General features: G+C 36.0%; 21 protein-coding genes. 20 read left to right on the top strand and 1 reads right to left on the bottom strand.

Annotated elements, in window-relative coordinates:
* The first annotated feature begins 54 nt into the window (after positions 1-54).
* From plsY to GVN16_RS15035, 19 genes are all read left to right on the top strand, one after another.
* Positions 55-654 carry a glycerol-3-phosphate 1-O-acyltransferase PlsY gene (gene plsY / locus GVN16_RS15125; RefSeq protein ID WP_166564756.1) on the top strand — a complete coding sequence of 200 codons (600 nt, stop codon included), beginning with the start codon at positions 55-57 and terminating at the stop codon, positions 652-654.
* Positions 655-833: 179 nt separating this feature from the next.
* Positions 834-2,216 carry a dipeptidase gene (locus tag GVN16_RS15120; protein WP_166564755.1) on the top strand — a complete coding sequence of 461 codons (1,383 nt, stop codon included), beginning with the start codon at positions 834-836 and terminating at the stop codon, positions 2,214-2,216.
* Entirely contained in the window at positions 2,209-3,030 is an 822-nt protein-coding gene (gene murQ / locus GVN16_RS15115) for an N-acetylmuramic acid 6-phosphate etherase (protein ID WP_166564754.1), read from the top strand. The genes GVN16_RS15120 and murQ overlap by 8 nt, the downstream gene beginning before the upstream one ends.
* Positions 3,031-3,048: 18 nt before the next feature.
* Positions 3,049-4,038 carry a VWA domain-containing protein gene (locus tag GVN16_RS15110; protein ID WP_166564753.1) on the top strand — a complete coding sequence of 330 codons (990 nt, stop codon included), beginning with the start codon at positions 3,049-3,051 and terminating at the stop codon, positions 4,036-4,038.
* 97 nt (positions 4,039-4,135) lie between these two features.
* Complete coding sequence (locus tag GVN16_RS15105; RefSeq protein ID WP_166564752.1) at positions 4,136-6,496, top strand: SLBB domain-containing protein; 2,361 nt, start codon at positions 4,136-4,138, stop codon at positions 6,494-6,496.
* Positions 6,493-7,545 carry a Wzz/FepE/Etk N-terminal domain-containing protein gene (locus GVN16_RS15100; protein ID WP_166564751.1) on the top strand — a complete coding sequence of 351 codons (1,053 nt, stop codon included), beginning with the start codon at positions 6,493-6,495 and terminating at the stop codon, positions 7,543-7,545. The genes GVN16_RS15105 and GVN16_RS15100 overlap by 4 nt, the downstream gene beginning before the upstream one ends.
* 169 nt (positions 7,546-7,714) lie before the next feature.
* Positions 7,715-9,031: a nucleotide sugar dehydrogenase gene (locus GVN16_RS15095; RefSeq protein ID WP_310587435.1), complete on the top strand. Its 1,317-nt coding sequence runs from the start codon at positions 7,715-7,717 to the stop codon at positions 9,029-9,031.
* Positions 9,032-9,109: 78 nt separating this feature from the next.
* Entirely contained in the window at positions 9,110-10,465 is a 1,356-nt protein-coding gene (locus GVN16_RS15090) for a lipopolysaccharide biosynthesis protein (protein WP_166564750.1), read from the top strand.
* Positions 10,466-10,504: 39 nt separating this feature from the next.
* Positions 10,505-11,209, top strand: a complete 705-nt coding sequence (locus tag GVN16_RS15085) for an FkbM family methyltransferase (protein ID WP_166564749.1) — start codon at positions 10,505-10,507, stop codon at positions 11,207-11,209.
* Between the two features lie 34 nt (positions 11,210-11,243).
* Positions 11,244-12,494: a hypothetical protein gene (locus GVN16_RS15080; RefSeq protein WP_166564748.1), complete on the top strand. Its 1,251-nt coding sequence runs from the start codon at positions 11,244-11,246 to the stop codon at positions 12,492-12,494.
* A gap of 14 nt (positions 12,495-12,508) precedes the next feature.
* Positions 12,509-13,237 carry a glycosyltransferase family 2 protein gene (locus tag GVN16_RS15075; RefSeq protein WP_166564747.1) on the top strand — a complete coding sequence of 243 codons (729 nt, stop codon included), beginning with the start codon at positions 12,509-12,511 and terminating at the stop codon, positions 13,235-13,237.
* 17 nt (positions 13,238-13,254) lie between these two features.
* Complete coding sequence (locus tag GVN16_RS15070) at positions 13,255-14,529, top strand: glycosyltransferase family 4 protein (RefSeq protein ID WP_166564746.1); 1,275 nt, start codon at positions 13,255-13,257, stop codon at positions 14,527-14,529.
* Positions 14,526-15,218, top strand: a complete 693-nt coding sequence (locus GVN16_RS15065; protein ID WP_166564745.1) for a DapH/DapD/GlmU-related protein — start codon at positions 14,526-14,528, stop codon at positions 15,216-15,218. Before GVN16_RS15070 ends, GVN16_RS15065 begins: the two co-directional genes overlap by 4 nt.
* Positions 15,219-16,313, top strand: a complete 1,095-nt coding sequence (locus GVN16_RS15060) for a glycosyltransferase family 4 protein (RefSeq protein WP_166564744.1) — start codon at positions 15,219-15,221, stop codon at positions 16,311-16,313.
* 10 nt (positions 16,314-16,323) lie between these two features.
* Positions 16,324-17,400: a DUF1972 domain-containing protein gene (locus GVN16_RS15055; RefSeq protein WP_166564743.1), complete on the top strand. Its 1,077-nt coding sequence runs from the start codon at positions 16,324-16,326 to the stop codon at positions 17,398-17,400.
* Positions 17,401-17,427: 27 nt separating this feature from the next.
* Positions 17,428-18,315 (top strand): NAD-dependent epimerase/dehydratase family protein, encoded by an 888-nt coding sequence (locus tag GVN16_RS15050; protein WP_205748879.1) that lies wholly within the window; start codon positions 17,428-17,430, stop codon positions 18,313-18,315.
* On the top strand, positions 18,308-19,270 hold the full coding sequence (locus GVN16_RS15045) for a glycosyltransferase family 4 protein (RefSeq protein WP_166564742.1): 963 nt from the start codon (positions 18,308-18,310) through the stop codon (positions 19,268-19,270). Before GVN16_RS15050 ends, GVN16_RS15045 begins: the two co-directional genes overlap by 8 nt.
* A gap of 157 nt (positions 19,271-19,427) precedes the next feature.
* Positions 19,428-21,356 (top strand): nucleoside-diphosphate sugar epimerase/dehydratase, encoded by a 1,929-nt coding sequence (locus tag GVN16_RS15040; protein ID WP_166564741.1) that lies wholly within the window; start codon positions 19,428-19,430, stop codon positions 21,354-21,356.
* Positions 21,357-21,415: 59 nt separating this feature from the next.
* Positions 21,416-22,570, top strand: a complete 1,155-nt coding sequence (locus GVN16_RS15035) for a nucleotidyltransferase family protein (protein ID WP_166564740.1) — start codon at positions 21,416-21,418, stop codon at positions 22,568-22,570.
* Between the two features lie 33 nt (positions 22,571-22,603).
* Here the strand turns inward: GVN16_RS15035 and GVN16_RS15030 are convergent, their stop codons facing one another.
* A complete protein-coding gene (locus GVN16_RS15030; protein ID WP_166564739.1) occupies positions 22,604-24,115 on the bottom strand; it encodes a capsule assembly Wzi family protein in 1,512 nt (503 codons plus the stop codon).
* 206 nt (positions 24,116-24,321) lie between these two features.
* On the opposite strand from GVN16_RS15030, the gene GVN16_RS15025 reads away from it, so the two are divergent.
* Positions 24,322-24,726 (top strand): Dabb family protein, encoded by a 405-nt coding sequence (locus GVN16_RS15025; RefSeq protein WP_166564738.1) that lies wholly within the window; start codon positions 24,322-24,324, stop codon positions 24,724-24,726.
* The last annotated feature ends 16 nt before the right edge of the window (positions 24,727-24,742 follow it).

Raw genomic sequence — 24,742 nt, 5'->3', positions numbered from 1 at the left:
AAATCAGACAATTTTAGTATTTTTGCAATTCCATATATTATTTATTTAATCTGAATGATACTTGAAGTAGGTTTCGCTGTTCTTGCATATTTGGCAGGCTCAATTCCCACAGCAGTTTGGTATGCTAAGTTATTTCACGGAATAGATATCCGTGAACACGGTAGTGGAAATGCAGGAGCAACGAATTCACTCAGAATATTAGGTAAAAAGGCCGGCATTACCGTTTTGGTGATCGATATGATAAAAGGCTTCTTACCTGTTTTCCTGGCTTCATTATATATTGACGAAATTCATATCCGGTTTCTGATCGGCATCGCAGCGGTCGTAGGCCATATATTACCGGTATTTTCAGGATTCAGAGGTGGTAAGGGTATTGCCACCTCTCTTGGTGTTATCTTGGCCATCTACCCTCTGGGGGCTTTGATCAGTGTCATAGTATTTGCCATTACAGTCGGAATTTCTAGATATGTTTCTCTGGGATCACTACTGGCTTCTCTGGCTTTCTTCATAATCCTTATTGTCAGGTTTCCTGAAAATTTATTCCTTATTCTTGTAGGTCTCGGTTTGTTTTTACTGTTGGTTTTTATGCACAGGGAAAATGTAAAGAGGCTGATCAATGGAAATGAAAACAAATTCGCATCCAAAAAACCTTGATACAGAATATTGATTCCAAGCGGTCTAAGCTGTGTTTTAAGTAAAATAATCCACATAATTATAATTCTTCCCTGCTCTTCTTTCACTTTTTTAAGTCCTAATTTCAAATCAACTGTTTATTATTCAGGAATAAATAAAATCAATGTATTATTTTTGAATCATAAACAACACTTTTTTTAATGAAAGATTACATTGAGTCAAATAAACAAAGGTTTTTAGATGAGCTTTTCGAGTTTTTAAGGATACCATCGGTTAGTGCCGATTCACGCTTTAAAGGCGATATGCTGAAAGCCGCAGAATATATAAAACGCAGACTTCTGGAAGCTGGTCTCGACTCCGCACAAATTTGTCCTACTGAGGGTCATCCCATAGTATATGCTGAAAAAATAACTGACCTGGCTTTGCCGACTATATTGGTTTACGGACATTATGATGTACAACCTGCAGACCCTCTGGAGCTTTGGGATACACCGCCTTTCGAACCTACCGTAAAAGAAACACCTGCTCATCCGCAGGGAGCTATTTTCGCCAGGGGAGCTTGTGATGATAAAGGACAGATTTATATGCATGTCAAGGCCATTGAAACGATGATGGCTAACAACACCCTGTGTTGTAATGTTAAAATCATGTTTGAAGGGGAAGAAGAGGTAGGATCTGAACACTTAGCTACTTTTGTTAAAGAGAACAGGGAAAAACTGAAAGCCGACATTATCCTTATATCAGATACCTCTATCATTGCCAATGATATTCCTTCCGTTGAAACCGGCCTTCGCGGGCTAGCTTATATGGAAGTGGAAGTAACCGGACCCAACCGTGATTTGCACTCTGGGGTGTACGGAGGGGCGGTTGCCAACCCCGTCAATGTGCTTTCGAAAATGATAGCCTCTCTTCATGATGCCTATGGCAAAGTGACTGTCAAAGGGTTTTATGATAAAGTAAAAGAGTTGACCGTTGAAGAAAGAGATTCACTTGAAGCTGCTCCTTTCGATGAAGAAATATATAAAAAAGACCTTGATGTAGACGCTGTTTCAGGAGAAGCCGGCTATACTACCCGTGAAAGAGCTTCTATCAGACCTACATTAGATGTAAACGGAATCTGGGGCGGTTATATCGGGGAAGGTTCAAAAACCGTATTGCCATCTAAAGCATTTGCCAAGATTTCAATGAGATTGGTACCTGACCAGGACTGGGAAGAAATCTCAGATTTATTTACCGAACATTTTAAGGCCATTGCTCCACCAACAGTGAAGGTAAAAGTGAGCCGTCACCATGGTGGCCAGCCTTACGTTACTCCGATGGACTCTATCGGTTACCAGGCTGCCTATAAAGCTATGGAGGAAGCATTCGGACAAAAACCTGTACCTACCCGTGGAGGTGGAAGTATCCCTATTGTGGCTTTGTTTGAAAAAGAACTGGGCTTAAAATCGATATTGTTTGGTTTTGGATTGGATTCCGATGCACTTCACTCTCCCAATGAACATTACGGTATTTTTAACTTTTTCAAAGGAATAGAAACCATTCCGCTCTTCTATAAACATTTTAATCAATTGTATAATGGCTGAATTAATGAATCTGGAGGAACTCTCGACCGAAGCCGCGTCACATCATCAGGATCTTGACAGGAAATCTGTAACGGAGTTATTACAAGGTATTAATGATGAAGATAAAACAGTGCCTTTTGCAGTAGAGAAGGCCATTCCTCAGATTGAAGCATTGGTTAATCAGATTGTACCAAGGATGAAAGCCGGAGGCCGGTTGTTTTATATCGGGGCAGGAACCAGCGGAAGACTCGGTGTTGTAGATGCTTCAGAATGCCCTCCGACATACGGAGTTCCATTCGATATGGTGGTGGGATTGATCGCCGGAGGAGACGGGGCCATCAGAAAAGCAGTTGAAAACGCCGAAGATGATGAGCAACAGGCCTGGATTGACCTTTTGAAGAATGGAATCGGGAAAAAGGATTCGTTGATCGGCATTGCCGCTTCCGGCCGGACACCATATGTGATCGGGGGCTTAAAAGAAGCAAGAAAGAAAGGAATACTTACCGGTTGTGTGGTTTGCAATTCAGGAAGTCCGGTGGCAGAGGAAGCTGAGTTTCCTGTGGAGATTGTGGTAGGGCCTGAGTTTGTGACCGGCAGCACCCGGATGAAATCAGGAACGGCCCAAAAGCTGGCTTTGAATATGATTTCAACCACTGTAATGATCCAGCTTGGCAAGGTGAAAGGCAATAAGATGGTGGATATGCAACTTAGCAATGAAAAGCTGGTGGAAAGGGGCACCCTGATGGTGATGAAAGAACTTGGCATCGGCCATGAGGAAGCTCATGAACTGTTGCTCAAATACGGAAGTGTAAGAAAAGCCGTGGAAAATTTCTAAAAAGTAAAACATTAATTTATGCCCGCATGGTATTCACTGGAATGGTTTAAACTATCAACCCTCAAAGGGTTTGTCTGGGCTAATCCGTGGTACCTGTACAGCTTGCTTGCCATTCCTCTTCTCTTCCTGTTCAGATGGATATTTTATACCCAGTCCAAACAAAAACTTGAATTATCTGTAAGTCACACTTCTGTTCAGAATTCCTGGCTGATCTGGCTCAGGTTTACCATACCAGGCTTTTTTATTTTGGGAATGGTAGGGATTTTAATGGCTTTGGCCAGACCGCAGCGATTTAATCAAAGTAAAGAACAATACGGAGAGGGGATAGATATAGTATTAGGCATTGATATTTCAGAGTCGATGCTTTATAATGATCTGCAACCCAACAGGCTCGAAGCGGCCAAGCAGGTAGCTTCAAAGTTCATTTCAGGCCGTAAAAATGACAGGATCGGGCTGGTGGTTTTTGCGGGAGAATCTTTCTCGCTTAGCCCCCTGACCACCGATTATGACATGCTGAAACAATACCTGAAAGAATTGAACAGTGATCTCATTAAAACTTCAGGAACAGCCATTGGAAATGCACTGGCTTCATGTATCAACCGCCTGAGGGATGTGCCGGGAAATTCAAAGGTAGCCATTATCATCAGTGATGGTGACAATACTGCAGGTAGCCTTGATCCGCTGACGGCTGTAGAACTGGCCAAAACATTCGGAATAAGGGTTTACACGATCGCAATCGGTAAAAGTAACCAGAAAGAAGTGGTAGATGAGAGAACACTCAGACAGTTGGCCAAAGAAGGGAAAGGGCAGTTTTTCAGGGCTACAGACGAACAAACTCTGGAGAAGATTTTCGAGCAGATCAACATGTTTGAGAAAAATCAGATCAAAAGCAACGTTCATAAAGACGTTAGTGATTATTACTATGTTTATCTCAACTGGGGCGTCAGCTTTTTTTTAATGTCGTTTTTGTTGAAAAATACATTTCTGGGTAACATAATGGAGGACTGATCTTGCTATAATACAAATTCATTATCCGAAATGCTTGGAATACTCTGTGGTTTGTATGTAATTTTGCTGTCTGAATTTACAGTCAACTCAAAAATATATGTTAGGACCCAGATACAACTTCGGATTTCTCCTTCTTCTTTTTATATTTATATTCAATGTTTCCTTTGCACAAAAGCCGGAAAATATAGAGGCTTTGACCGACAAACAAATTGAGGAGTATTACAAAGCTGCTTTGGAAAAAGGACTGACCGAAGAGCAAATGGAAAAACTGGCTTTGGCTAATGGCTACAAAGCTGAGGATATCGTTAAAATGCGTGAACGGTATAATAAAATAAAATCCAAGAGCCGTACTGCTGTTTCAACCGCTAAAAAGTCTTCCAGAGAGCAATTGGGAGATCTTTCCAAGAGAGCGTTCATTGATGATCTTGATAGTTTGGGAAGAAGGCAAAGTAAATCAGATTCCTTACCGGATAAAAAAGAGAAAACCAATCTGAATAAAAAGGAAATTTTTGGAGCCTATCTGTTTCAGAATAAGCGACTTTCCTTTGAACCCAACCTTAGATTAGCTACGCCGTCCAATTATATTCTTGGGCCTGATGATGAATTAAGTGTGGATATCTCAGGCTATGCCTTTCAACATTATTCTTTGGTAATCTCACCCGAAGGAACAGTCAAAATAGAAAACCTGGCCCCTATTTATGTCAATGGCTTATCCGTTCAGAAAGCGAAGGAAAAGATAGAACAACGCTTACGTCCTTTGTTTGCCGGTCTGAGAAATGGGACATTGAATCTGGATGTTACGTTAGGAGATGTCCGTTCAATAAAAGTGACCCTGATTGGTGAAATAAAGAATCCGGGTACTTACACGGTTTCATCTCTTTCAACACTCTTTAATGCTTTGTATTTATCCGGAGGGCCTTCTGAAAACGGATCTTTCAGGTCGATTCAGCTTTTGAGAGGCAACAAGATTGTTCAGAAACTGGATTTGTATGATTTTCTGATGAAAGGAAGTGCACAGGGGAATGTAAGTTTACAGGACCAGGATGTTATTTTTATTCCTGTGGCTGAAAGAAAAGTTGTTTTGGATGGTGAGATCAAACGTAAAATGATATTTGAACTTAAGCCGGAAGAAACAGTTGAAGATGTTTTGAAATTTGCAGGTGGATTTACTGAGAAAGCATACGTTTCTAACCTGAATGTAAACAGGAAGACGGCAAAGGAGAAAAAGTTGATAACTGTGGATCAGTCTCAGTTTGAGCACTTTGCTCTTAATAATGGTGACTCATTGAGTATCGGGGCTATTATTGACAGGTTTGAAAATAAAGTAAGTGTTGAGGGGGCTATTTTCAGGCCGGGAGATTACGCGATTTCGGGAGAACTATCGACAGTCTCTCAATTGATTAAAAAGGCGGAAGGACTTCGGGAAGATGCCTTTTTAAATAGAGCTATTCTAAGAAGATTAAGAGAAAATCTTGATCCGGAATTTATTGGAATAGACTTGGGAAAACTCATGAAAGGTGAAATACCTGATATTGCTCTTAAGAGAGAAGACGCTCTGATTGTTAAATCCATTCTTGAAATCAGAGAACTAAGGAATGTAACCATTCACGGAGCTGTTACAGAACCCGGAGATTATCGCTTCGTAGAGAACATGACGGTGAATGACCTGATTATCTTGTCGGGAGGGTTCAGAGAAGGTGCCACAGGTAAACGGATTGAAATAGCCAGAAGATTATTTAATGACGAATTGGTAGATAAAACTGTGGAAGTTATCAATCTTGAAATCACCAAGGACCTTTTAACGAATGCGAAGTTGACTGTTTTGAGACCGTTTGACCAAGTTTTCGTTCGTGAATTACCGAACTATCAAGATCAAAAGCTGGTGAGTATCGTGGGAGAAGTTAACTACCCAGGTAAATACACCATACAGAACAGGAATGAAAGAATTTACGACCTGATTGTTCGTGCCGGAGGGTTGAGACCTGAGGCCTATTTAAGTGGAGCTCAATTCTATAGAGATAAAAAAATTGTCGCTGTAAATCTTAAAGAAGTAGTAGAGCATCCTAAAAGCATTAACAATCTTTTTCTGGAGGAATCTGATAGCTTGGTTATTCCTAAAGATGTGGAGATAATTAGAATAAGTGGAGAGGTCTTAAATCCAACATCAGTAGCTTATCAACCGGATTTCTCTTTTAAAAATTACATTGCCCAGGCTGGGGGCTTCAGTGACAGTGCGTTTGTTAAGAAAACATATGTAAGATATGCTAATGGTTTAACAGACAGAACAAGTTCATTTCTGGGAATAAAGAATTATCCTAAAATAGAGAGGGGAATGGAAATCATTGTTCCTGTCAAACGAAGACAAAAAATGAGCAAGGCTGAGATTATCTCGATGAGTACGGGATTTGTTTCCTTATCGGCTGTATTGTTAACCTTGTTTAATTTAGTAAAGAAATGACAGAAATTTCGCAGAATGTTCGTGATGAAGTAAAGATCAATTTTGGAGCTCTTCCTCAGATCTTCAGGAAGGAAAAATGGATTTTCTTTTGCATAATACTTCTTTCTCTATTGGGCGGGGCATATTATGCTTTTACCGCCAGAGAAGAGTTTATATCTGATGGGAAGATTTTACCTGAAGTACAATCAAAGGGGAGTGGATTGAGTCAGTTTGCCGGTTTAGCCAGCTTGGCTGGTGTAGATTTGGGATCTGCCGGAAACAGTGCAGATGCAATAAGGCCTGATCTGTATCCTGATATTATAAACAGCACACCTTTTTATATCGAATTACTCAAAACTAAAGTTAGAACCAAAGATAATCGTGAGATATCCTTTGATTATTTTTACCATAATGCTGTAGAAAAGGATAAAAAATTTGAAGATAGGATGCTGAACAAATTCCCGGTGAAAGAAAATGGAATTTTAGTTTTGAATCTTCTTAATCAGAAAAGAATTAAAGATTTAAGAATCAGGGTCAATGCATCTGTAGATAGAAAATCCGGATTGATTTTGATTACCAGTAAAATGCCGGATCCTGTTGTGGCTGCTGATGTTGCTAAGTTTGCTATTGATTATCTTACTAATTATGTGACTTCTTATCGTACGGAAAAATTGAGAAAAGAAGTAGAATTCCTTGCGGAGAGGGTAGCTGTTTCCAGAGGTAAATTTTACTCTAACCAAGAGAAAAAGGCACAATATTCAGATCAATTTCAAGCACCTACTATCCGTATCCAAGCCGCTGATGTTCAGCGTGAGCGTCTTGAATCTGAGTATAAGATATCATCTTCATTTTATAATGAATTATTGAAAAAATACGAAGAGGCTAAAATCAGACTTAATCAGGAAACGCCTGTTTTTAAAACATTGGAACCACCGGTAGTACCGACCTTGAAAAGTGAACCTAAAAAAATTATTATCTTAGCAGGGGCATTTTTTTTCGGAATTATTTCAGGTCTGATAATAATCCTCTTAAAAAGTAAAAATTATAAGCTTATTCTTAATTCCAATTAATATTTTGTTTTTGCTAAGGACCTGGATTATACAATTACATCTTTGATCTGTTAAATGGAATTGAAAAATAGCTAAGCTGTAGTGTTTGAAAATTATATAAATCAACCAACTAAGACAATTGCAAGAAATGAAGTCATCAAGTTTCCTTCTGTGTTTCAACTTACTCTAAGTGAAAAGAAAAACAACTGATATTATTCCGGACACCAAAATAGCCGTTATCGGATTGGGTTACGTTGGTTTACCACTTGCCATGGAATTTGGCAAGAAGTACAATGTATTAGGTTTTGATATAGATGTTAAGAGAATTGAAGAACTGAAAAAAGGTATCGACCGTACGAATGAGTCTAATCTGAATGATTTACAGAATATAGTTAAGCCTGACAATTTTTCATTGAAGAATAAAGGGCTTTATCTCTCATCGGATCAACAGCATCTTGACCTGTATAATGTCTTTATCGTTACTGTACCAACACCAATAGATAAATTTAAAGCTCCGGATCTTACCTTACTTATCAATGCCTCAAAAATGCTGGGGTCGATACTCAAGAAAGGGGACTTGGTTATTTACGAGTCCACAGTTTATCCAGGATGTACCGAAGACGACTGTGTTCCGGTGTTGGAAAAAACGTCAGGACTAAAATATAATGAAGATTTTTATATTGGTTATTCTCCTGAACGGGTAAATCCCGGAGATAAAATCAATACACTTACTAAAATAAAAAAGGTTACCAGCGGTTCAACACCTGAAACTGCTGATAAAGTTGACAGCCTCTACAAATCCATTATTGAAGCAGGGACCCATAAGGCGCCCAGTATTAAAGTGGCTGAAGCTTCTAAAGCCATTGAAAATGCTCAAAGAAATGTCAATATTTCATTTGTGAATGAGCTGGCTTTAATTTGTGACCGTTTGAATATTGATACTCAGGATGTAATCGATGCAGCTGCCACGAAATGGAACTTTATCAAGTATCGTCCGGGTCTCGTTGGTGGTCATTGCATAGGGGTAGATCCTTATTATCTTACCCATAAAGCCAAGACATTGGGATACTATCCTAATGTAATCCTTTCCGGACATATGGTTAACGAGCAGATGGGTGCTTTTGTGGCTAATAAAGTAGTGAGGCTGATGATTCAGAAGGACCATAAAATAAAAGGAGCCAAAGCTTTAATAATGGGTATTACTTTCAAAGAGAATTGCCCCGATGTGAGAAATACACGTGTAATAGATATTTATCATGAATTAATTCAGTTTGGAATTGAAGTAGATATTTTCGATCCATGGGCAAATGTTGAAGAAGTAAAGAAAGAATATGATCTGGATATTTTTACCAATGTCAGTGAATGCACTAAATATAACGCGATTATTGTGGCTGTAGCCCATAATGAATTTGTGGATTTCAATTATGGAAGTATAAAAATTAGTGAGGGAGTGATATTTGATGCTAAATCATTTCTGGATAGGGACATGGTTGATGGCCGATTGTAGTAGCGGATTCAATTTAGGAAGAGGTATTTTCCATGGCAGATAAATTTTAATGTACGATTAAAAACTAAGGCTTATTTGATGAATCAAATAAAAAAAATAAAAAATTTTTTCACAAAGGGTCACGAAAGGTCAGTCCTTTTAAAATTGAATATAATATCTCTGTTTTTTTTAAGAGGGGTTAGTATACTTGTTTCGTTTATCGTTGTTCCGATAACCATTAATTATCTGAATCCTACAGAATATGGTATTTGGCTAACCCTCAGTTCAATATTAATTTGGGTTGACTTTTTTGATATTGGAATCGGACACGGACTTCGCAATAAATTATCAGAGGCATTGGCCAAAAAAGACTATGAATTAGGTAAATCATATGTTAGCACAGCCTTTGTCTTTTTTATTTTAATTTCGGCAGGTTTTTTTTTAATAATGACTTCAATTAACCAGTTTTTAAATTGGAGTGTGATATTAAATATCAGCCCTGAATCTGGTGAATATATTTCAGGAATGGTTTTGTGGCTCTGTGGCTTATTTTGTCTTAGGTTTGTATTCAAACTATTGGGCATAATTCTTTTAGCTGATCAGCGTCCGGCATTTGATACCCTCTTAAGTGTAGTAAGCAGTATATTATCTGTGATTATTATTTTTATATTAACAGAGACTACAAAAGGCTCTCTGAAATTGGTTTCGATCGCTTTCAGCATTACTTATCCGTTTGTTTTTTCTATAGCATCAATAATCCTTTTCAGGGGAAGATATAAATTAATAGCCCCAAGCTATGCTAGTGTAAACGTAAAGTATATTAAAGATTTATTGGGGCTTGGGGTTAAGTTCTTTATTATTCAACTGAGTACATTATTAATATTTTCTTCCTCAAATTTTATTATTATTCAGCTTTACGGGGCTAAAGAAGTTACTTCTTATAATATTGCATACAAATATTTCAATATCATTATGGTTATATTTGTTATAATTGTTAATCCTATGTGGTCAGCTTTTACGAATGCATATGCAAAAGGCGACATTGACTGGATACGAAATTCAGTAAAAAAGATACAAAAACTATGGTATCTCTCCATTCTGTTAACAGCGTTATTAATTCTTATCTCAAATTTCTTTTATGATTTCTGGATTGGCAAAACCGTTCACATACCTTTTTCAATTTCAGTTTCAATTTCAATTTATGCTATCGTATATAACTTGCATTCGACTTATATTTATGTAATCAATGGGACGGGTAAAATCTATATTCAAACAATACATTCTATATTTGCATTAGTCTTTTATTTGCCCCTTGCCTATATTTTGACAAAGTATATGGGGGTTTCGGGGGTAATAAATGCTTCTACAATCATTCTTTTACCACTGGTTTTTGTAACATACATTCAATACAAAAAAATTGTGTCAAAAACGGCGAACGGCATATGGAATAAATAGACAAAGGAATCAAACTTTAATTTCACACTTATGTTAAAAATGTTTTCAAAGTTTAAGTATTATTTAAGGAGAAATGGTATAAATATTCAAAAAAGACCGGCAGGGGTTTTTAGGCCAGCTGCATTGCTTGAAAAGTATGAAATAAACTTATTGCTTGATATTGGGGCAAATGTTGGAGATTATGCAAATACCATCCGTTCATTAGGTTACAATGGGGATATCTATTCTTTTGAGCCATTGAAAGACGCTTTTGAAAAACTAAAAAAAAGATCCGGTCACGACGATCAGTGGAAAGTATTTAACATTGCCATAGGTGATTTTGACGGCAAAAGTGAAATAAATGTAGCGTCAAATTCCGAGAGTAGTTCAATTTTAGATATGTCGCCAAATCATTTAAAAAGTGCCCCGCAGTCCGTCTATACAAGAAGAGAAGAAATTATCATTAAAAAGCTTGATACCTTATTTGAAGAGAAGGTTCTGGATATTCAGAGAAATATTTTTTTAAAAGTAGATACTCAGGGTTTTGAAAAGAGAGTTCTGGAAGGTGGCCTTAATTCAATGTCTAGTATTAAAGGAATACAATTAGAAATGTCATTGATTGAATTGTATGAAGATGAGCCACTAATGGTTGAAATGATAAATTATCTTTCAGATTTGGGATATCGTTTGTGTTTTTTGGAACCGGTTTTTTCAGATCCGAATACATCTCAATTATTACAAGTGGATGGAGTATTTTATAAATAGAATTGTAAGATATAAGAACTAACAGTGATAAGAAATGCAAAAGAAAATAGTCTTTATATTATTATTAGTTCTTGTTGTGCTGATTTTCTTTAAGGAAATGTTCTGGCCGAATTACATTGTGAATATTTTAATTTTACTGGTGGGGTTCCCTTTCAGCAGAATAGACAGATATTTTTTTAAACGATTGCCTTTGGTGATTTTGCCTATATTATTAGGTATTACGGGATTATTGAGATTCCCGTTTGTAGATGTTATCAGAGATATTTATTATTTTCTTATTCCCGTCATCTGCATTATGATGGGATACGTTTTGGCAAAGAAGTTTTCTTTGGAAGAAGTTATTTCATTATTTGTTTTATTAGGTATCATTTTTTCATTTTTGCATACAGCTATTTCTATACAAAAGTTTGACTTTGACCTGGTTAATAATTTTACTTTGATCAGAAATGAAGTAAGTCCGGGCAACTCACTCATGATTATATCATTATTTATATTGTTGTTCAATAAAAGAATCGGGATAACTATTCCTTATAATGGACTTGTCAGATATTCTGCAATAGCGATCAATATAATTGCCCTGATTTTATCCGGATCCAGGACATACCTGGTTATTGGAATTGTCTTTTTGTTTTTTATGTATTTCAATGCGATCAGTTTTAAAAAGAGGATTGTAATTATCCTCATTACGCTCATCCCGCTTTTTGCAGTAATAAGTATCGGAAGCTTTGAATCGTATGACGAAAAGACTGACAGGGGGGGGATGACTTTTATGACTAAATTAATCAGGTCATTCACCGAACTGGAAACAAAAGATTATTCAACCCAGCGAGACATCATAATTAATTTTCGCGGATTTGAATCACTAATGGCTATTTCTTCTTTTGGAGAAGGGACTTCTTTAGAAAAAGTTTTTGGGAAGGGTTTTGGAGCAATGGTAGATCTTGGAATGTATGTGCCATTGGGAAATACAGAATTCCGATTCATCCCCATTTTACATAATGGGTTCTTATATTTATTAATCAAAACCGGACTTTCAGGTATTTTATTATATTTCTTCTTTTTCTTCTATATTTTCAAAGATACGACTAAAGTGTCTTTAGTTTTTCCGGGGGACTCTAAAGTCTTATTTTTAGAAAGATTGGTGAAAGCTTCTATAGCCTCATTAATAGTAGCGAACCTTGTTGTTTCGAGCTTTTTTAACTTAGAATTTGAGTTTCTGTATGTGTTTTTATTTGTCATATATTTCAAAATGATAGATTATAAGATGTACGGAGAATTATTTTAAAAAAACAGGGAAATATGAGGCCATTAGTAAATATTATTACCATTTCGTTCAATTCAGAAAAGTACATAGAGCAAACTATCCTGAGCGTAATAAATCAAGATTATAAAAACATTAATTATATCTTAATTGATGGCGGGTCTCAGGATTCGTCAATGGAAATAATAAAAAAATATTCTGATCATATAAAAGTCATTTTGTCAGAACCTGATAAAGGTATTGCAGATGCATTTAATAAAGGATTGGCATATTGTAAAGAAGGCTTGGTAGGCTTTTTAAACTCTGATGATTATTTTTCTTCAGATAAGTGTGTCGGTATTATTGCTGATAATTATACTGATGAGCAAACAATTATTTGTGGCTCTTTAAATCTGATTACCCAAACCGGCAGCTTTATAAAGAAAATGAAAAGCAGGCCGCATCTGCTACCTTTCGGCATGTATGTCCTCCATCCTACTATGTACACACCTGTAAGCATAGCTAAAAAAGTAGGCTTGTTTAATCTGAACTATTCAATTGCGATAGATTATGACTGGACCTTGAGGGCTGTAAAAGAGAATTCGAAATTTAATGTCATAGATGATGTGTTGATTTATATGAGAGTAGGCGGAGCATCTCAAAATACGGAAAAGAGTCACTCTGAAGAAAAGATGATAAGACAAAAACACTATAAAAGCATGTGGTTAGATTTACTGGTAACTTTTTATCAGGGATACTTATCAAAACTGATACATTCTAAAAATTAGCATATAGAAAATTAAAAATGGAACACAGAAAGAAAATACTGGTAAATATTTATGCCTTATCTCCTACTAAAGGGTCTGAGTATGCCATTGGATGGAATGCCGTAAATGTTTTAGCAGAGAAATATTTGGTTTATGTACTTTATGGAGCCTCAGGTAATGATATGGGCGACACATCGGAAATAGAAGAAATAAGTAAGAATGGATACAATGAGAACATAAAATTTATAAAAGTAAATCCTGGCTTTTGGGCAAGGAATATTAATAAACTAAATATTCTGGGTTTCTGGATTTTTTTTTCTCCTGCATTTTATTTCTATCAATGGGACGTTTATCGTATTGCGAAAAAACTTCAAAAAGAAAATCATTTTGACATTATTCATCAGTTGAATCCTACAGGTTTTAGAGAACCTGGGTTTTTATGGAAAATTGATGCTCCTTTTGTTTGGGGTTCAATAAGTGGGACATATATACTTCCAACAAATTTGATTAACTGGAAAAACAAGAAATCTGCGTTAAGTATACTTTTCAGAAACTTTGTAAAATGGGCATATTTGAATTTTTCAATGCGGATCAAAAAGGCAGCTCAAAGGGCAGACGTCATTATTTCCGTTACAAAAACAGACTCAGATAATATTTTAAAATACTTTAGGAAAAAGTCTTACATTCTACCTGAGACCTTTGTGAAAAGTAATTTAATAAAAGTTAATCCGAAGGATTATTCAAAACTAAATTTGATATGGATCGGAAGTATTGATGCTCGTAAGAATTTAACTCTTTTACTGGATGCTCTAAGTGGACTTAATCAGTATAACTGGAGTTTGAATGTGGTCGGAGATGGTGCACTAAGAAATAAAATGGAAGAGAATGCAGTGTTTAATAAATTAGATTCAAAAATCTCTTTTATTGGGCAAGTGCCAAGAAGTCAGGTAAAGGACCTTTTGCAATCAGCAGATTTACATATATCAACATCTTTATCTGAAGGAACGCCCACGGTACTTTGGGAGGCTTTTGAAAGTGGGGTTCCGACTATTTCATTAGATCATTGTGGAATGGCGAATGTAATTTGCGATAAATGTGGGTTTTTAGTCGCTTTAGATGTCAAAAATTATGACGATTTAGTGTTGAGATTCAGAGAGAAACTAAAACTAATATTAGAAGAGCCCAGGATTCTGGATGAGAAAAGAAATCATTTTTCTGTTTGTCTAAACAAGTATACTGCATCAAGCAGAATTCAGGATATTGAGAAATATTATAATGAAGCAATAGTAAATTTTAATCAAAAATCAACATGATTAGTAAATTACTGTCTACTGTTTATTATTTATACCGGGGAGAGAAAAAGGATTTTGAAGGTGACCTGAATGCTCGCTATTTTGGAGGTTTTATTTTGAGAAATGGAATTTCATTTGCCAGAGGGTTTCTAACCTTCCGGAAGAGTAAGTTATTGATTGGAATAGGCAGGAATGTTACGGTAAGATGTGCATCAAAGTTTCAATTCTCAGGTAACGCTGTGATTCATGACGGATGCTATGTGGATGCCTATTCCGAAAATGGTATAGTTTTAGGGAAGAATGTTTCAATTGGAAAGAACAGCCATGTAGAATGCAGCGGTTCGATACATCATAAAGGAGTGGGCTTAATAATTGGAGATAATGTTGGAATAGGTAGCTTTTCACTTCTGGGATGTGCTGGTGGTATAAGCATTGGCAATGACACAATAATGGGAAATTTTGTGAGTCTTCATTCAGAAAACCATAACTATGCGGATTTAAATGTACCGATCCGACTCCAGGGTGTTAGCCATCAGGGTATAAAAATTGGGGAAAATTGTTGGATTGGTTCTAAAGTTACTATTTTGGATGGAGCAAATATTGAATCTGGTTGTATTATTGCTGCCGGTGCAGTAGTTGTTGCTGGTACCTATAAAGAAAATAGTATTTATGGTGGAGTTCCTGCTAAACTTATTAAAAGCCGGAATTAGATGGAAAAGATATTAAAAAGGAAAGTGATTTTTTTCCACATGCTTAATGATCATAGCGGAAGCCCGCATGTGCTGTCTCTCATCATGAAAGGGCTTATAAAAAAAGGGTATGAAATAGAGTTGTATTCCTCTACTTCAGAAACAGGTTTTCTTTCCAATATTACTGGCGTTAAGTATAATGAGGTAGTCTATAAATTCTCATCAAATAAAGTTCTTACTTTAATACTGTTCATTTATGCACAGCTGCGGTATTTTTTTGCAGTTTTAAGACATCGCAAAGATGTAAACTCGAAAATATACATCAATACGATCCTTCCTTTCGGAGCGGCTTTTGGAGCGGCTTTCGTTAAAAAAGAGGTTATTTATCATGTTCACGAAAAACCGGTGACTAAAAACCTGATTCAGAACATCGCCATTACAATTTTTAAAAAATATTCTGGAAAATCTATTTTTGTGTCTAAATATTTATTTGACTGCTTTGATTTACCCACAAGTAAAAAAACGCTTGTATATAATTCTTTGTCTCCTGAGTTTACTTCAATGGCCAGGAAAAACAAAGAGAGGGGTAGGGCGAGCTACAATATTTTGATGATTTGCTCTCTGCGGGTTTACAAAGGAGTATTAGTGTTCTTAGAGCTGGCAAAGATGCTTAAAGAATATTCTTTTACTTTAATTTTAAACGCGGACGACGAGGAGGTAGATTCTTTTTTCCATACTCTTGAAAAGCCTCAAAATCTTCAAATTCTGTCAACAAGAACAAATCTTCATCCCTGGTATAGGAAGGCTGATTTAGTTGTAAATTTATCTTTAACCAATGAGTGGGTTGAAACCTTTGGGTTGACAGCCTTGGAAGCCATGACTTATGGGATTCCTGTAATTGTACCTCCTGTTGGTGGAATTGCTGAAATAGTAGATGACGGTGTTCAGGGCTTTAAAGTAGATTCAAGAGACATTGATCAGTTGATCGGCAAAATAAATTTACTTTTTAAGGATAGTTCCTTATACAACAAGATGTCAGAAGAAGCCAAAATAAAAGCAGATTCATTTTCTTATGATAATATGATTGATCAGATAGAGAAAGTAATTAATTCATAAAGTTTTATACATGAAAAAGAAAATAGGGGTGGTCGGTACAAATGGTTTACCCGGAAGATATGGAGGTTGGGACCAATTATTGAATCACCTTACTTTGAATTTAAGAGAGAGGTTCGCATTAACTGTTTACACAAGTTCTCATGACGCAGTAAAAGGCCTGAAAGAATATAATGGGGCAAAACTGAAAATCATCAACTTAAAGGCTAACGGTTATCAGAGCGTTTTTTATGACATGGTCTCGCTTTTTCATGGAGCGGTCAAATATGATACTTTATTGGTTTTGGGAACCTCAGGATGTATCTTCTTCCCGATTGTAAAATTGTTCGGAAAAAAAATCATACTAAATCCGGATGGACTGGAATGGAATAGAGGGAAGTGGAATAAAAATATACAGAACTTTTTATTGTTGTCAGAGAAAATAGGAATAAAGTACGCACATGTGATTGTTGCAGATAATGTGCATATTCAGAAATATATTTCTGAAACATATAAAAGGAAAAGTGAGCTGATCGAATATGGTGGAGATAATGCATCTTTTGTTAAGTTGAGTGAAAAAACAAAAAACAAATACTCAATTGAAGAGGGGCAATATGCTTTTAAAGTCTGCAGAATTGAACCGGAGAACAATATTCATTTATTATTAAGTGCTTTTAGTAATTCAAATACCAGGTTAATACTTATTGGGAACTGGAATAACAGTCAGTATGGTAAAGAATTAAGAGATCAGTATTCTTCATATGATAATCTGACTTTATTGGATCCGATATATGAACAACAGACTTTAGATGAATTAAGAAGTAATTGCGGTATATATGTTCATGGACATAGTGTTGGTGGTACTAATCCGTCTTTGGTCGAGGCAATGACTCTCGGACTTTGTTGCATCGTTCTCGGAGTAAGTTATAATATTGAAACAACGGAAGGGAAAGCACTGTACTTTAATGATGAAGAGGAGCTTGGTAATTTAATTACAGCTTTTGAAAGAGGTGAAATAAACACAAATTTGTATAGAAATATTATGAAGGAAATTGCCGGGAGAAGATACAGATGGTCAGTTATTACAGAGAAATATGCTGCATTGTTTTAAGTATTTACAAATTGAATCTTAGAAATCATGACGATTCTTATCTCGGGCATTACAGGTTTTGTTGGGAAAAATCTCCAAAAATACCTTCATGACAACCAGTATACTGTAAAAAAGATAAATAGAAATGAAGATATAGACTCGAGTGGATTTGAAGCCATAATTCACCTCGCAGGAAAGGCACATGATTTGAAAAATGTTTCAAGGCCCGAAGAATATTATGAAGTTAATACCGAGCTGACAAAAAAAATATTCGATGCTTTTTTAGCTTCAGAAGCAATGGTATTTATTACACTTAGTTCGGTTAAAGCGGTCGCAGATAGTACGGACGAAATTTTAACTGAAGATACTATACCAAATCCTTTAACTCATTATGGAAAATCTAAATTGATGGCAGAGGAGTATATTTTAAAGAATCTGCCAGGAAATAAAAGGGTTTACATTCTCAGGCCATGTATGATACACGGCGTTGGAAATAAGGGAAATTTAACTTTATTGTATAATTTTGTTAAAAAAGGTATTCCGTATCCCCTGGCCGCTTTTGATAATAAAAGATCCTTTTTGAGTATTGATAATTTATGTTTTATTGTCAAAGAACTTATAGAAGGAGGGGATATTCCTTCAGGCGTTTATAATGTTGCAGATGATGGTCCTTTATCTACCAGCAGGGTTGTTGAAATATTAAGCCAATCAACAGGAAAGTCTGCGAGATTGTGGAAAGTCCCTAAGAAAGTTGTCTTCTTCTTTGCCAGCATAGGAGACATTCTAAAGTTACCTCTGGGAAAAGAACGACTTTTTAAATTAACAGAAAATTATGTGGTTTCTAATAGTAAAATAAAAACGGCTATCAGGAAACCTCTTCCGTTGAATTCGGAAGAAGGATTATTGATAACCGCAAAGTCATTTCAAGATGCTTAAATTTTTAATTCTCACAATCTTTGCCAGCTTTTTAGCCTTAGTTTATTTTCGTATCGCCGATTATTTTAATATTGTTGACAGGCCAAACGAACGGAGTTCGCATTCTGTAGTAACTATCAGGGGAGGAGGAGTCGTATTTTTTATAACGGCATTAGCTTATTTTGTTTATTCAGACTTTTCTTATCCATTCTTTTTCCTGGGGCTTACCGGGGTTTCACTGATCAGCTTTGCAGATGATATTTTTACTCTTCCTAACAGGTACAGGCTTCCCTTTCAATTTCTAGCCATTTTTTGTATTCTTTATCAACTAGACTTTTTGTCACAATATCCCTGGTTAATTTTCTCCCTATCCCTGATTGTCGGAGTGGGTATTATCAATATATATAATTTTATGGATGGCATAAACGGCCTTACCGGAGGATATAGCTTACTCGTAATTTTAGCTCTTTGGATGGTAAACAATCACCATCTTTATTTTATTGATAATAATTTTTTATATTTTATCTCAGCGAGTCTTTTAGCCTTTAATTTTTTTAATTTCCGGAAGAAAGCCGTTTGCTTTGCCGGTGATGTAGGAAGTATTTCGATAGCTGTGATTATTCTTTTCTTAATTACAAAACTGAGTATTGAAGACAGAAACCCTGTTTATTTTTTATTTTTAAGTGTTTATGGAATTGATGGTGTAATTACAATACTTGAGAGATTATATCTTAAAGAAAATATTTTTAAAGCACACAGGAGGCACCTGTTTCAGATATTGGTTAATGAAAAGAAGATACCGCACTTAATTATTGCGTCACTTTATGCAACAGTTCAATTCCTTATTTCAATTTTCATCATCTATAATATCGATCAGGATTTTACTTACAGGAATATTTTATCTGGAATACTGGTCCTGGGCTTGCTTTTCGTATATTGTTTGGTTAAATTTGCGATTGTAAAACCAGAGGAATAGTTTGGAGGTTATTAATAAATTATGCCGCTTAATAAAAAAAATGTAATATTTTTTTTAGGATTTTATGCCATATTAAAGTAAATTTATTAAGTTTAAAGTTCATAAATTGGGGGTTTTTCGCCATTTTAGAGTTCTGAATAAAAATTACACATAGCAGATGTCTAAATTTTTACACCACTATACTGATAAAATTGTTTCACACTGGTTGGTTTTGGTAATGGATATTACTGTGGCCACCATTTCTTTCTTGTTAGCTGTTCTTATCCGTTTCAATTTTGACCTTACTTATTTAGAGCCTAATCTTTTCAAATTTCATTTATTAATAGCTGTAGCTGTTAAATCATGGGCTTTTTTTATTTTTCAGACTTTTCGTGGCATTGTCAGACATACAAGTCTTGAGGATACTAAATCTATATTTAAGGCTATTTTCTCCTCGGCAGTGGTTTTGTTATTTGCCCGGTACTTACCTCTGGATAATTACAGTATATATTTTAATATACCTGTTTCTATATTGATCATTGATTTTTTTATCGTTTTAGTTGGACTAATCTCTGTGAGACTTCTTATCAAAGGGCTGTTTGAGGGGCTGCAAAAGACCTTTAAATCAAGTCATAAGGTAATCATTTACGGAGCAGGAAACTTAGGTATAATTACTAAGAACTCTCTTTTGAGAGATCGTAAAAGAGATTTACAGATATTATGTTTTATTGATGATAACCATAGGAAAATTGGCAAAAGCATAGAAGGGATAAAAGTGCTTTCCAGGCAAGAAGCACTGCAGAAATACTTTAATAATCCCGAATTTAAGGAAGAAGAAATTGAAGTTATTTTAGCGATTCAGTTTATCCGTTCCAAACAAAAAAGTGATATTGTTGACGAGTTCCTTGAGTTGGGAATCACCATGAAGGATATTCCGCCTGTTAAACATTGGATAAACGGGCAACTCAATGTAAATCAGATTCAGAATATTAAGATTGAAGATCTGTTGGACCGGGAGCCTATAAAATTAAATAACAGGCTCATAAAGGAGTCTCTGGAGGGTAAACGGATATTAGTTACCGGTGCTGCCGGATCTATTGGAAGCGAGATTGTAAGACAAATTCTTTTCTTTCATCCCAGTGAACTGACTCTTGTAGACCAGGGAGAATCTGCACTTTACGATATAGAAACGGAGTTGAGCAGGTTGTCGAAAAAAAGCGATAAAAGTATCCGGATAAATGTTGAGGTTAAGAATGTGGTGAATGCTATTCAAATGCATAAAGTTTTTGAAAAGTATAAGCCTGAAATTGTTTTTCATGCAGCAGCTTATAAGCATGTGCCTATGATGGAGAGGGATCCGTTTGAGGCTGTTAATATCAATGTATTCGGGACAAGGGTGATTGCTGATTTATCTTCCAAATTTAAAGTAGAGAAATTTGTTTTCATCTCAACCGATAAAGCTGTTAATCCGACGAATGTGATGGGGGCCAGCAAAAGGTTGGCAGAAATGTACGTTCAGAGTCTGAATACCCACCATGGAAATAATACCAGATTTATTGTAACACGGTTTGGCAATGTATTGGGATCAAACGGTTCTGTTATTCCATTGTTCAAAAAACAGATTGAAAGCGGGGGCCCGGTAACGGTAACCCATCCGGATATTATCAGATATTTTATGACGATTCCGGAAGCTTGCCAGTTGGTATTGGAAGCCGGTACAATGGGTAAAGGAGGGGAGATCTTTGTGTTTGATATGGGTGACCCGGTTAAAATTTATGATCTGGCCAAGAGAATGATCAAGTTGTCCGGTTTTGAACCTTTTACTCAGATTATGATTGAGTTTTCAGGATTAAGGTCTGGTGAAAAGCTTTATGAAGAGCTATTAGGGTCGGATGAAGATACTATACCAACTCATCATCCCAAAATACTGATCGCTAAAGTAAAAAGTGAAGATTTTGATTCTCTCAACATTGAATTGTCGAAATTCGGGAAGCAAATAGAAACACGGAGTAGCGTAGACATTGTTAAGTTTCTTAAACATCATATACCCAACTACATAAGTAATAATTCCATTTATGAATCTCTCGATGAAGATTTGATGGTTTAGTATCAAGATTTTCTGTTGTTAAACGGTTTAATGAATGACAGATTTTGAAATTCTGATTTATGCAAAAAGACTCCCTTTCTTTGGAATTACATTTCATTATTTCTTTACTGAAAGTTGGTCTGAAGAAACTTGGTGCTGAAAAGATTGACATTTCTGCAGATATAGATTGGAACAGGTTTAATTCTCTGGTTGATTTTCATAGCATAAGGCCTTTAATATATCATGCCTTAAAAAAGATAAACAGCGATAAAGTCCCCTCAAACGTCACAGAAAGATTAAGAGGATTTGCTTTAGGCCAGACTTTACTCTCTCTTCACATCAAACATGAATCGGACCAGGTAATCGGTCTCATTAAAAATGCAGGGTTAAGAGGTGTTCTTTACAAAGGGATGCTTTTTGAAAAAGAGATTTATAAAAATTCAAATCTCAGAGAAACCGTTGACATTGATTTGTTGGCACATCCCGAAGACCTCCCTGAGATTTTCCGTCTACTCATTCAAAATGGCTATGAGCTATTTGGAAATGACAATAAGGTCATTTCCATTTCAAGTCTTAAAACAGAGCATATTCCTGCTGATTTTGAAGTAGAAATGCGAAAAAAAGTGGCTTCCAGGGTTGTTGTAATAGACTTGCATGTCAATATTTACCCTACCTATTCTCCTGTAAAAATTCCGGTTGATGTTTTCTTTTCAGATCAGGACAGTATTTATTTCAGATGTATGCTCATGATGATCGTGCACCATGGAAACCGTGAAGGGTGGCTAAAATTAAAGCACCTGACAGATTGGATAGTTTTCTGGGAGAATTCACCGGAAGGTTTTGAAGCAACGGTTATCCGGGAGAAATTAAAACAATATCAGATTGAAAAAGCTTTTGATACAGGAAACAAACTAATATCCGACATTTTTGATTATAAGACTTTCTTTAGTACAAACACAGGGGAAACAGCCGATACTTCAGTAATTACTCAGTTCTGGGATAACCCTACTCAGTTGTTTGGTAATCATACGCTCTCCTCTAAGGGTAAGATGGAAAAGATTATCTGGTCAATGCAGGATAAGCCAAGTTTAAAAAAATATCTGAGGGCTTATTATGATATGTATTCCACCCCTAATTTGCTGGAAAAAACCCCAAGGATAATTACATTTCCTCTAAAATTTAAATTCCTCAATTTTGTAAGTAAAATGATTACAGTTTTAATCAAGGGGAATTAAAGTTCGTATGTAAAGCCCTTGGCCATCGAAAAGTCAGTAAATCCAGGATCGTTTGACTCCAAAATTGATCCCGTAATTATTGTTAAACAGCTGACCCTGATCGAAGGCCAGAGATAAGTTAAACTCGTAATTTTTGGCACTATAACGGATATTCTGAATAAAAGAATGCTGGATTTTTTTTGTTGTCGGGTTAGAATAACTACCTGTATTTGCTGAAACTGAGTAGCGTGTGATGAATTGAAAATTATCAAAAATATAGTTAAAATTTGTATGAAAAGCCTCAACACGATTATTAATAGAGAAGTTTTCGTTTACATTTAAACTATCCGGATAAGAGCTCGAAATTCTATGATATGGGATGATGTAGGGAGTGCCTAGAATTTTACTTCTGTATGTCCACCCGTCTTTGTATATTCCATTGTTGAAATAGTTGTCCTGACCCATTAGTTGAGGAGCTATGGCCCCGATTACAGCGTCCAAAGGCCCTCCTTGATTGCTTGTATTCAGATATTCAAATACAACATTTTTAAGAAAACTATTTTTATCCTTTATTTTTAAAGAAATACCCAGAAGTCCGTCTGAAACATTACTTAAATGATACAAAGATCCATCTTCATAAGTACTCTGCCGATAAATCAGGATTCTCTTTTTTTCATCTTCCCACTCCAATGCAAGATCAATGGTTCCGAGGTGGTTTCCCGCCCTGTTTAATGCTTCATTAACAGGTACCCCGGGTTGATTAACCCCTTTACTATCCTTATTGAGACTGACACCGGTTACTACTTTTATATAGGTATCAAAATCACTTTGGTATTTGCTGATTATCTGTCCGGAAAGTTCGTCCAGAAAAGGTTTTGCCGGCTTCCCGGCCCATTGTACCTGGTGATTAAAACCAGCGTAAAATTTCATTCTCCAGTTAGGTTTTCCGATTCTTCCGTAAAGGCTTTTTTGGTGGAGGTAATAGTTTTTGACGGAATCAGTACTGCCAAACCAGCCGTGGGCAAATGATCCTTTGATGGAAATTAATCCTTTAGCTAATATCGGCGTATAATTTGGAATCGAAATCTGGATTTTAGGCAAGGGAAGTGCATTGCCTGACCATATGAAGGAACCGGATGACATCAGGGTGTCCACCAATCCGAAAACTTCCCTTTTTCTTCCTCCGTAAAGTTCCAATGCACCGTAACGAACCTTAATATATCCTTCAGACAGTAGTGCCTGATTCACTTTTCCTGCGTTTACAACCGCTCTTAACCCATATCCGTATCCAAACTTTTTCATCTTAAGATTGGAAGTGTGATACAGCGTATCGTATTCTTTGTGTGCTGATCCTCGAAAGGAAATAAAGCCCGATTTATCAGGTACTTCGCCATATTGATTGGCAGAAAGCCAGAAAGGAGTGTATTTATCCGTTGAGAATATGAGATTTGACTGAAGGGTATATTGTGTTTTGGAAAAGATATTCTGACCTCTCGATTCTATAAAGGCAGAAAGGAAAAACAGGAAAGAAAAAAACGTTAGTTTATATAGATTGGTTGTTTTCAAGTTGGTATCAGATGGTATTTATTAAAGACTCCGTTTACTTTTTTACAGATGCTTGAATCGGGATGCAAATTAATAATTTTAAGTTTATTATTATTATCAAATAGAATATTTTGGAAGTGTATTAAAGACATTTAAAGCTTCAGTTAATGGAAATGTGGCAGGAATTCACGATTATTGTATATCAAAAAATAAAATAAACTTTTCTCATGAAAGACTCTAACAGGCGTAAATTCATTAAGAATGCCGGATTAGCTGCCCTGGCTACAGCAGCTCCGATAGTATCAGAAGCAGCCAAAACCAAAGAAGTGTTTGTGCATCATGTGTATTTTTATCTCAAAAATCCGAAAAATGCTGCTGATACAGCCAAACTTATAGAAGGGTTGACGACGTTGTCAAAGATTAAAGAAATCCAGTTTGTGCATATCGGCACGCCGGCAAGTACCAACAGGTCTGTGATTGAAAAAGGATATGATGTTTCATGGTTGTTGTTCTTCAAAAACCTGATGGAAGAAGAAATCTATCAGACACACCCGGTACATCTTAAGTTTATCGAGGATTATTCTCATCTGTGGGAGAAAGTGATCGTTTATGATTCAATTAACGCGAAATAAATATTGGTTATAAAAC

The sequence above is a fragment of the Emticicia sp. CRIBPO genome (assembly GCF_009905725.1).
GTDB lineage: Bacteria > Bacteroidota > Bacteroidia > Cytophagales > Spirosomataceae > Leadbetterella.
Note: the sequence above shows the minus strand (reverse complement) of the source record. Positions and strands in the feature narration are given on the sequence as shown.

Bases quoted from the DNA above. Each gene is read 5' to 3' on its own strand.
- GVN16_RS15105 (WP_166564752.1), top strand. From the start codon at position 4,136: ATGTTAGGACCCAGATACAACTTCGGATTTCTCCTTCTTCTTTTTATA.
- GVN16_RS15120 (WP_166564755.1), top strand. From the start codon at position 834: ATGAAAGATTACATTGAGTCAAATAAACAAAGGTTTTTAGATGAGCTT.
- plsY (WP_166564756.1), top strand. From the start codon at position 55: ATGATACTTGAAGTAGGTTTCGCTGTTCTTGCATATTTGGCAGGCTCA.
- murQ (WP_166564754.1), top strand. From the start codon at position 2,209: ATGGCTGAATTAATGAATCTGGAGGAACTCTCGACCGAAGCCGCGTCA.
- GVN16_RS15075 (WP_166564747.1), top strand. From the start codon at position 12,509: ATGAGGCCATTAGTAAATATTATTACCATTTCGTTCAATTCAGAAAAG.
- GVN16_RS15055 (WP_166564743.1), top strand. From the start codon at position 16,324: ATGAAAAAGAAAATAGGGGTGGTCGGTACAAATGGTTTACCCGGAAGA.
- GVN16_RS15040 (WP_166564741.1), top strand. From the start codon at position 19,428: ATGTCTAAATTTTTACACCACTATACTGATAAAATTGTTTCACACTGG.
- GVN16_RS15060 (WP_166564744.1), top strand. From the start codon at position 15,219: ATGGAAAAGATATTAAAAAGGAAAGTGATTTTTTTCCACATGCTTAAT.
- GVN16_RS15025 (WP_166564738.1), top strand. From the start codon at position 24,322: ATGAAAGACTCTAACAGGCGTAAATTCATTAAGAATGCCGGATTAGCT.
- GVN16_RS15085 (WP_166564749.1), top strand. From the start codon at position 10,505: ATGTTTTCAAAGTTTAAGTATTATTTAAGGAGAAATGGTATAAATATT.
- GVN16_RS15100 (WP_166564751.1), top strand. From the start codon at position 6,493: ATGACAGAAATTTCGCAGAATGTTCGTGATGAAGTAAAGATCAATTTT.
- GVN16_RS15070 (WP_166564746.1), top strand. From the start codon at position 13,255: ATGGAACACAGAAAGAAAATACTGGTAAATATTTATGCCTTATCTCCT.
- GVN16_RS15065 (WP_166564745.1), top strand. From the start codon at position 14,526: ATGATTAGTAAATTACTGTCTACTGTTTATTATTTATACCGGGGAGAG.
- GVN16_RS15090 (WP_166564750.1), top strand. From the start codon at position 9,110: ATGAATCAAATAAAAAAAATAAAAAATTTTTTCACAAAGGGTCACGAA.
- GVN16_RS15035 (WP_166564740.1), top strand. From the start codon at position 21,416: ATGCAAAAAGACTCCCTTTCTTTGGAATTACATTTCATTATTTCTTTA.
- GVN16_RS15110 (WP_166564753.1), top strand. From the start codon at position 3,049: ATGCCCGCATGGTATTCACTGGAATGGTTTAAACTATCAACCCTCAAA.
- GVN16_RS15080 (WP_166564748.1), top strand. From the start codon at position 11,244: ATGCAAAAGAAAATAGTCTTTATATTATTATTAGTTCTTGTTGTGCTG.
- GVN16_RS15050 (WP_205748879.1), top strand. From the start codon at position 17,428: ATGACGATTCTTATCTCGGGCATTACAGGTTTTGTTGGGAAAAATCTC.
- GVN16_RS15045 (WP_166564742.1), top strand. From the start codon at position 18,308: ATGCTTAAATTTTTAATTCTCACAATCTTTGCCAGCTTTTTAGCCTTA.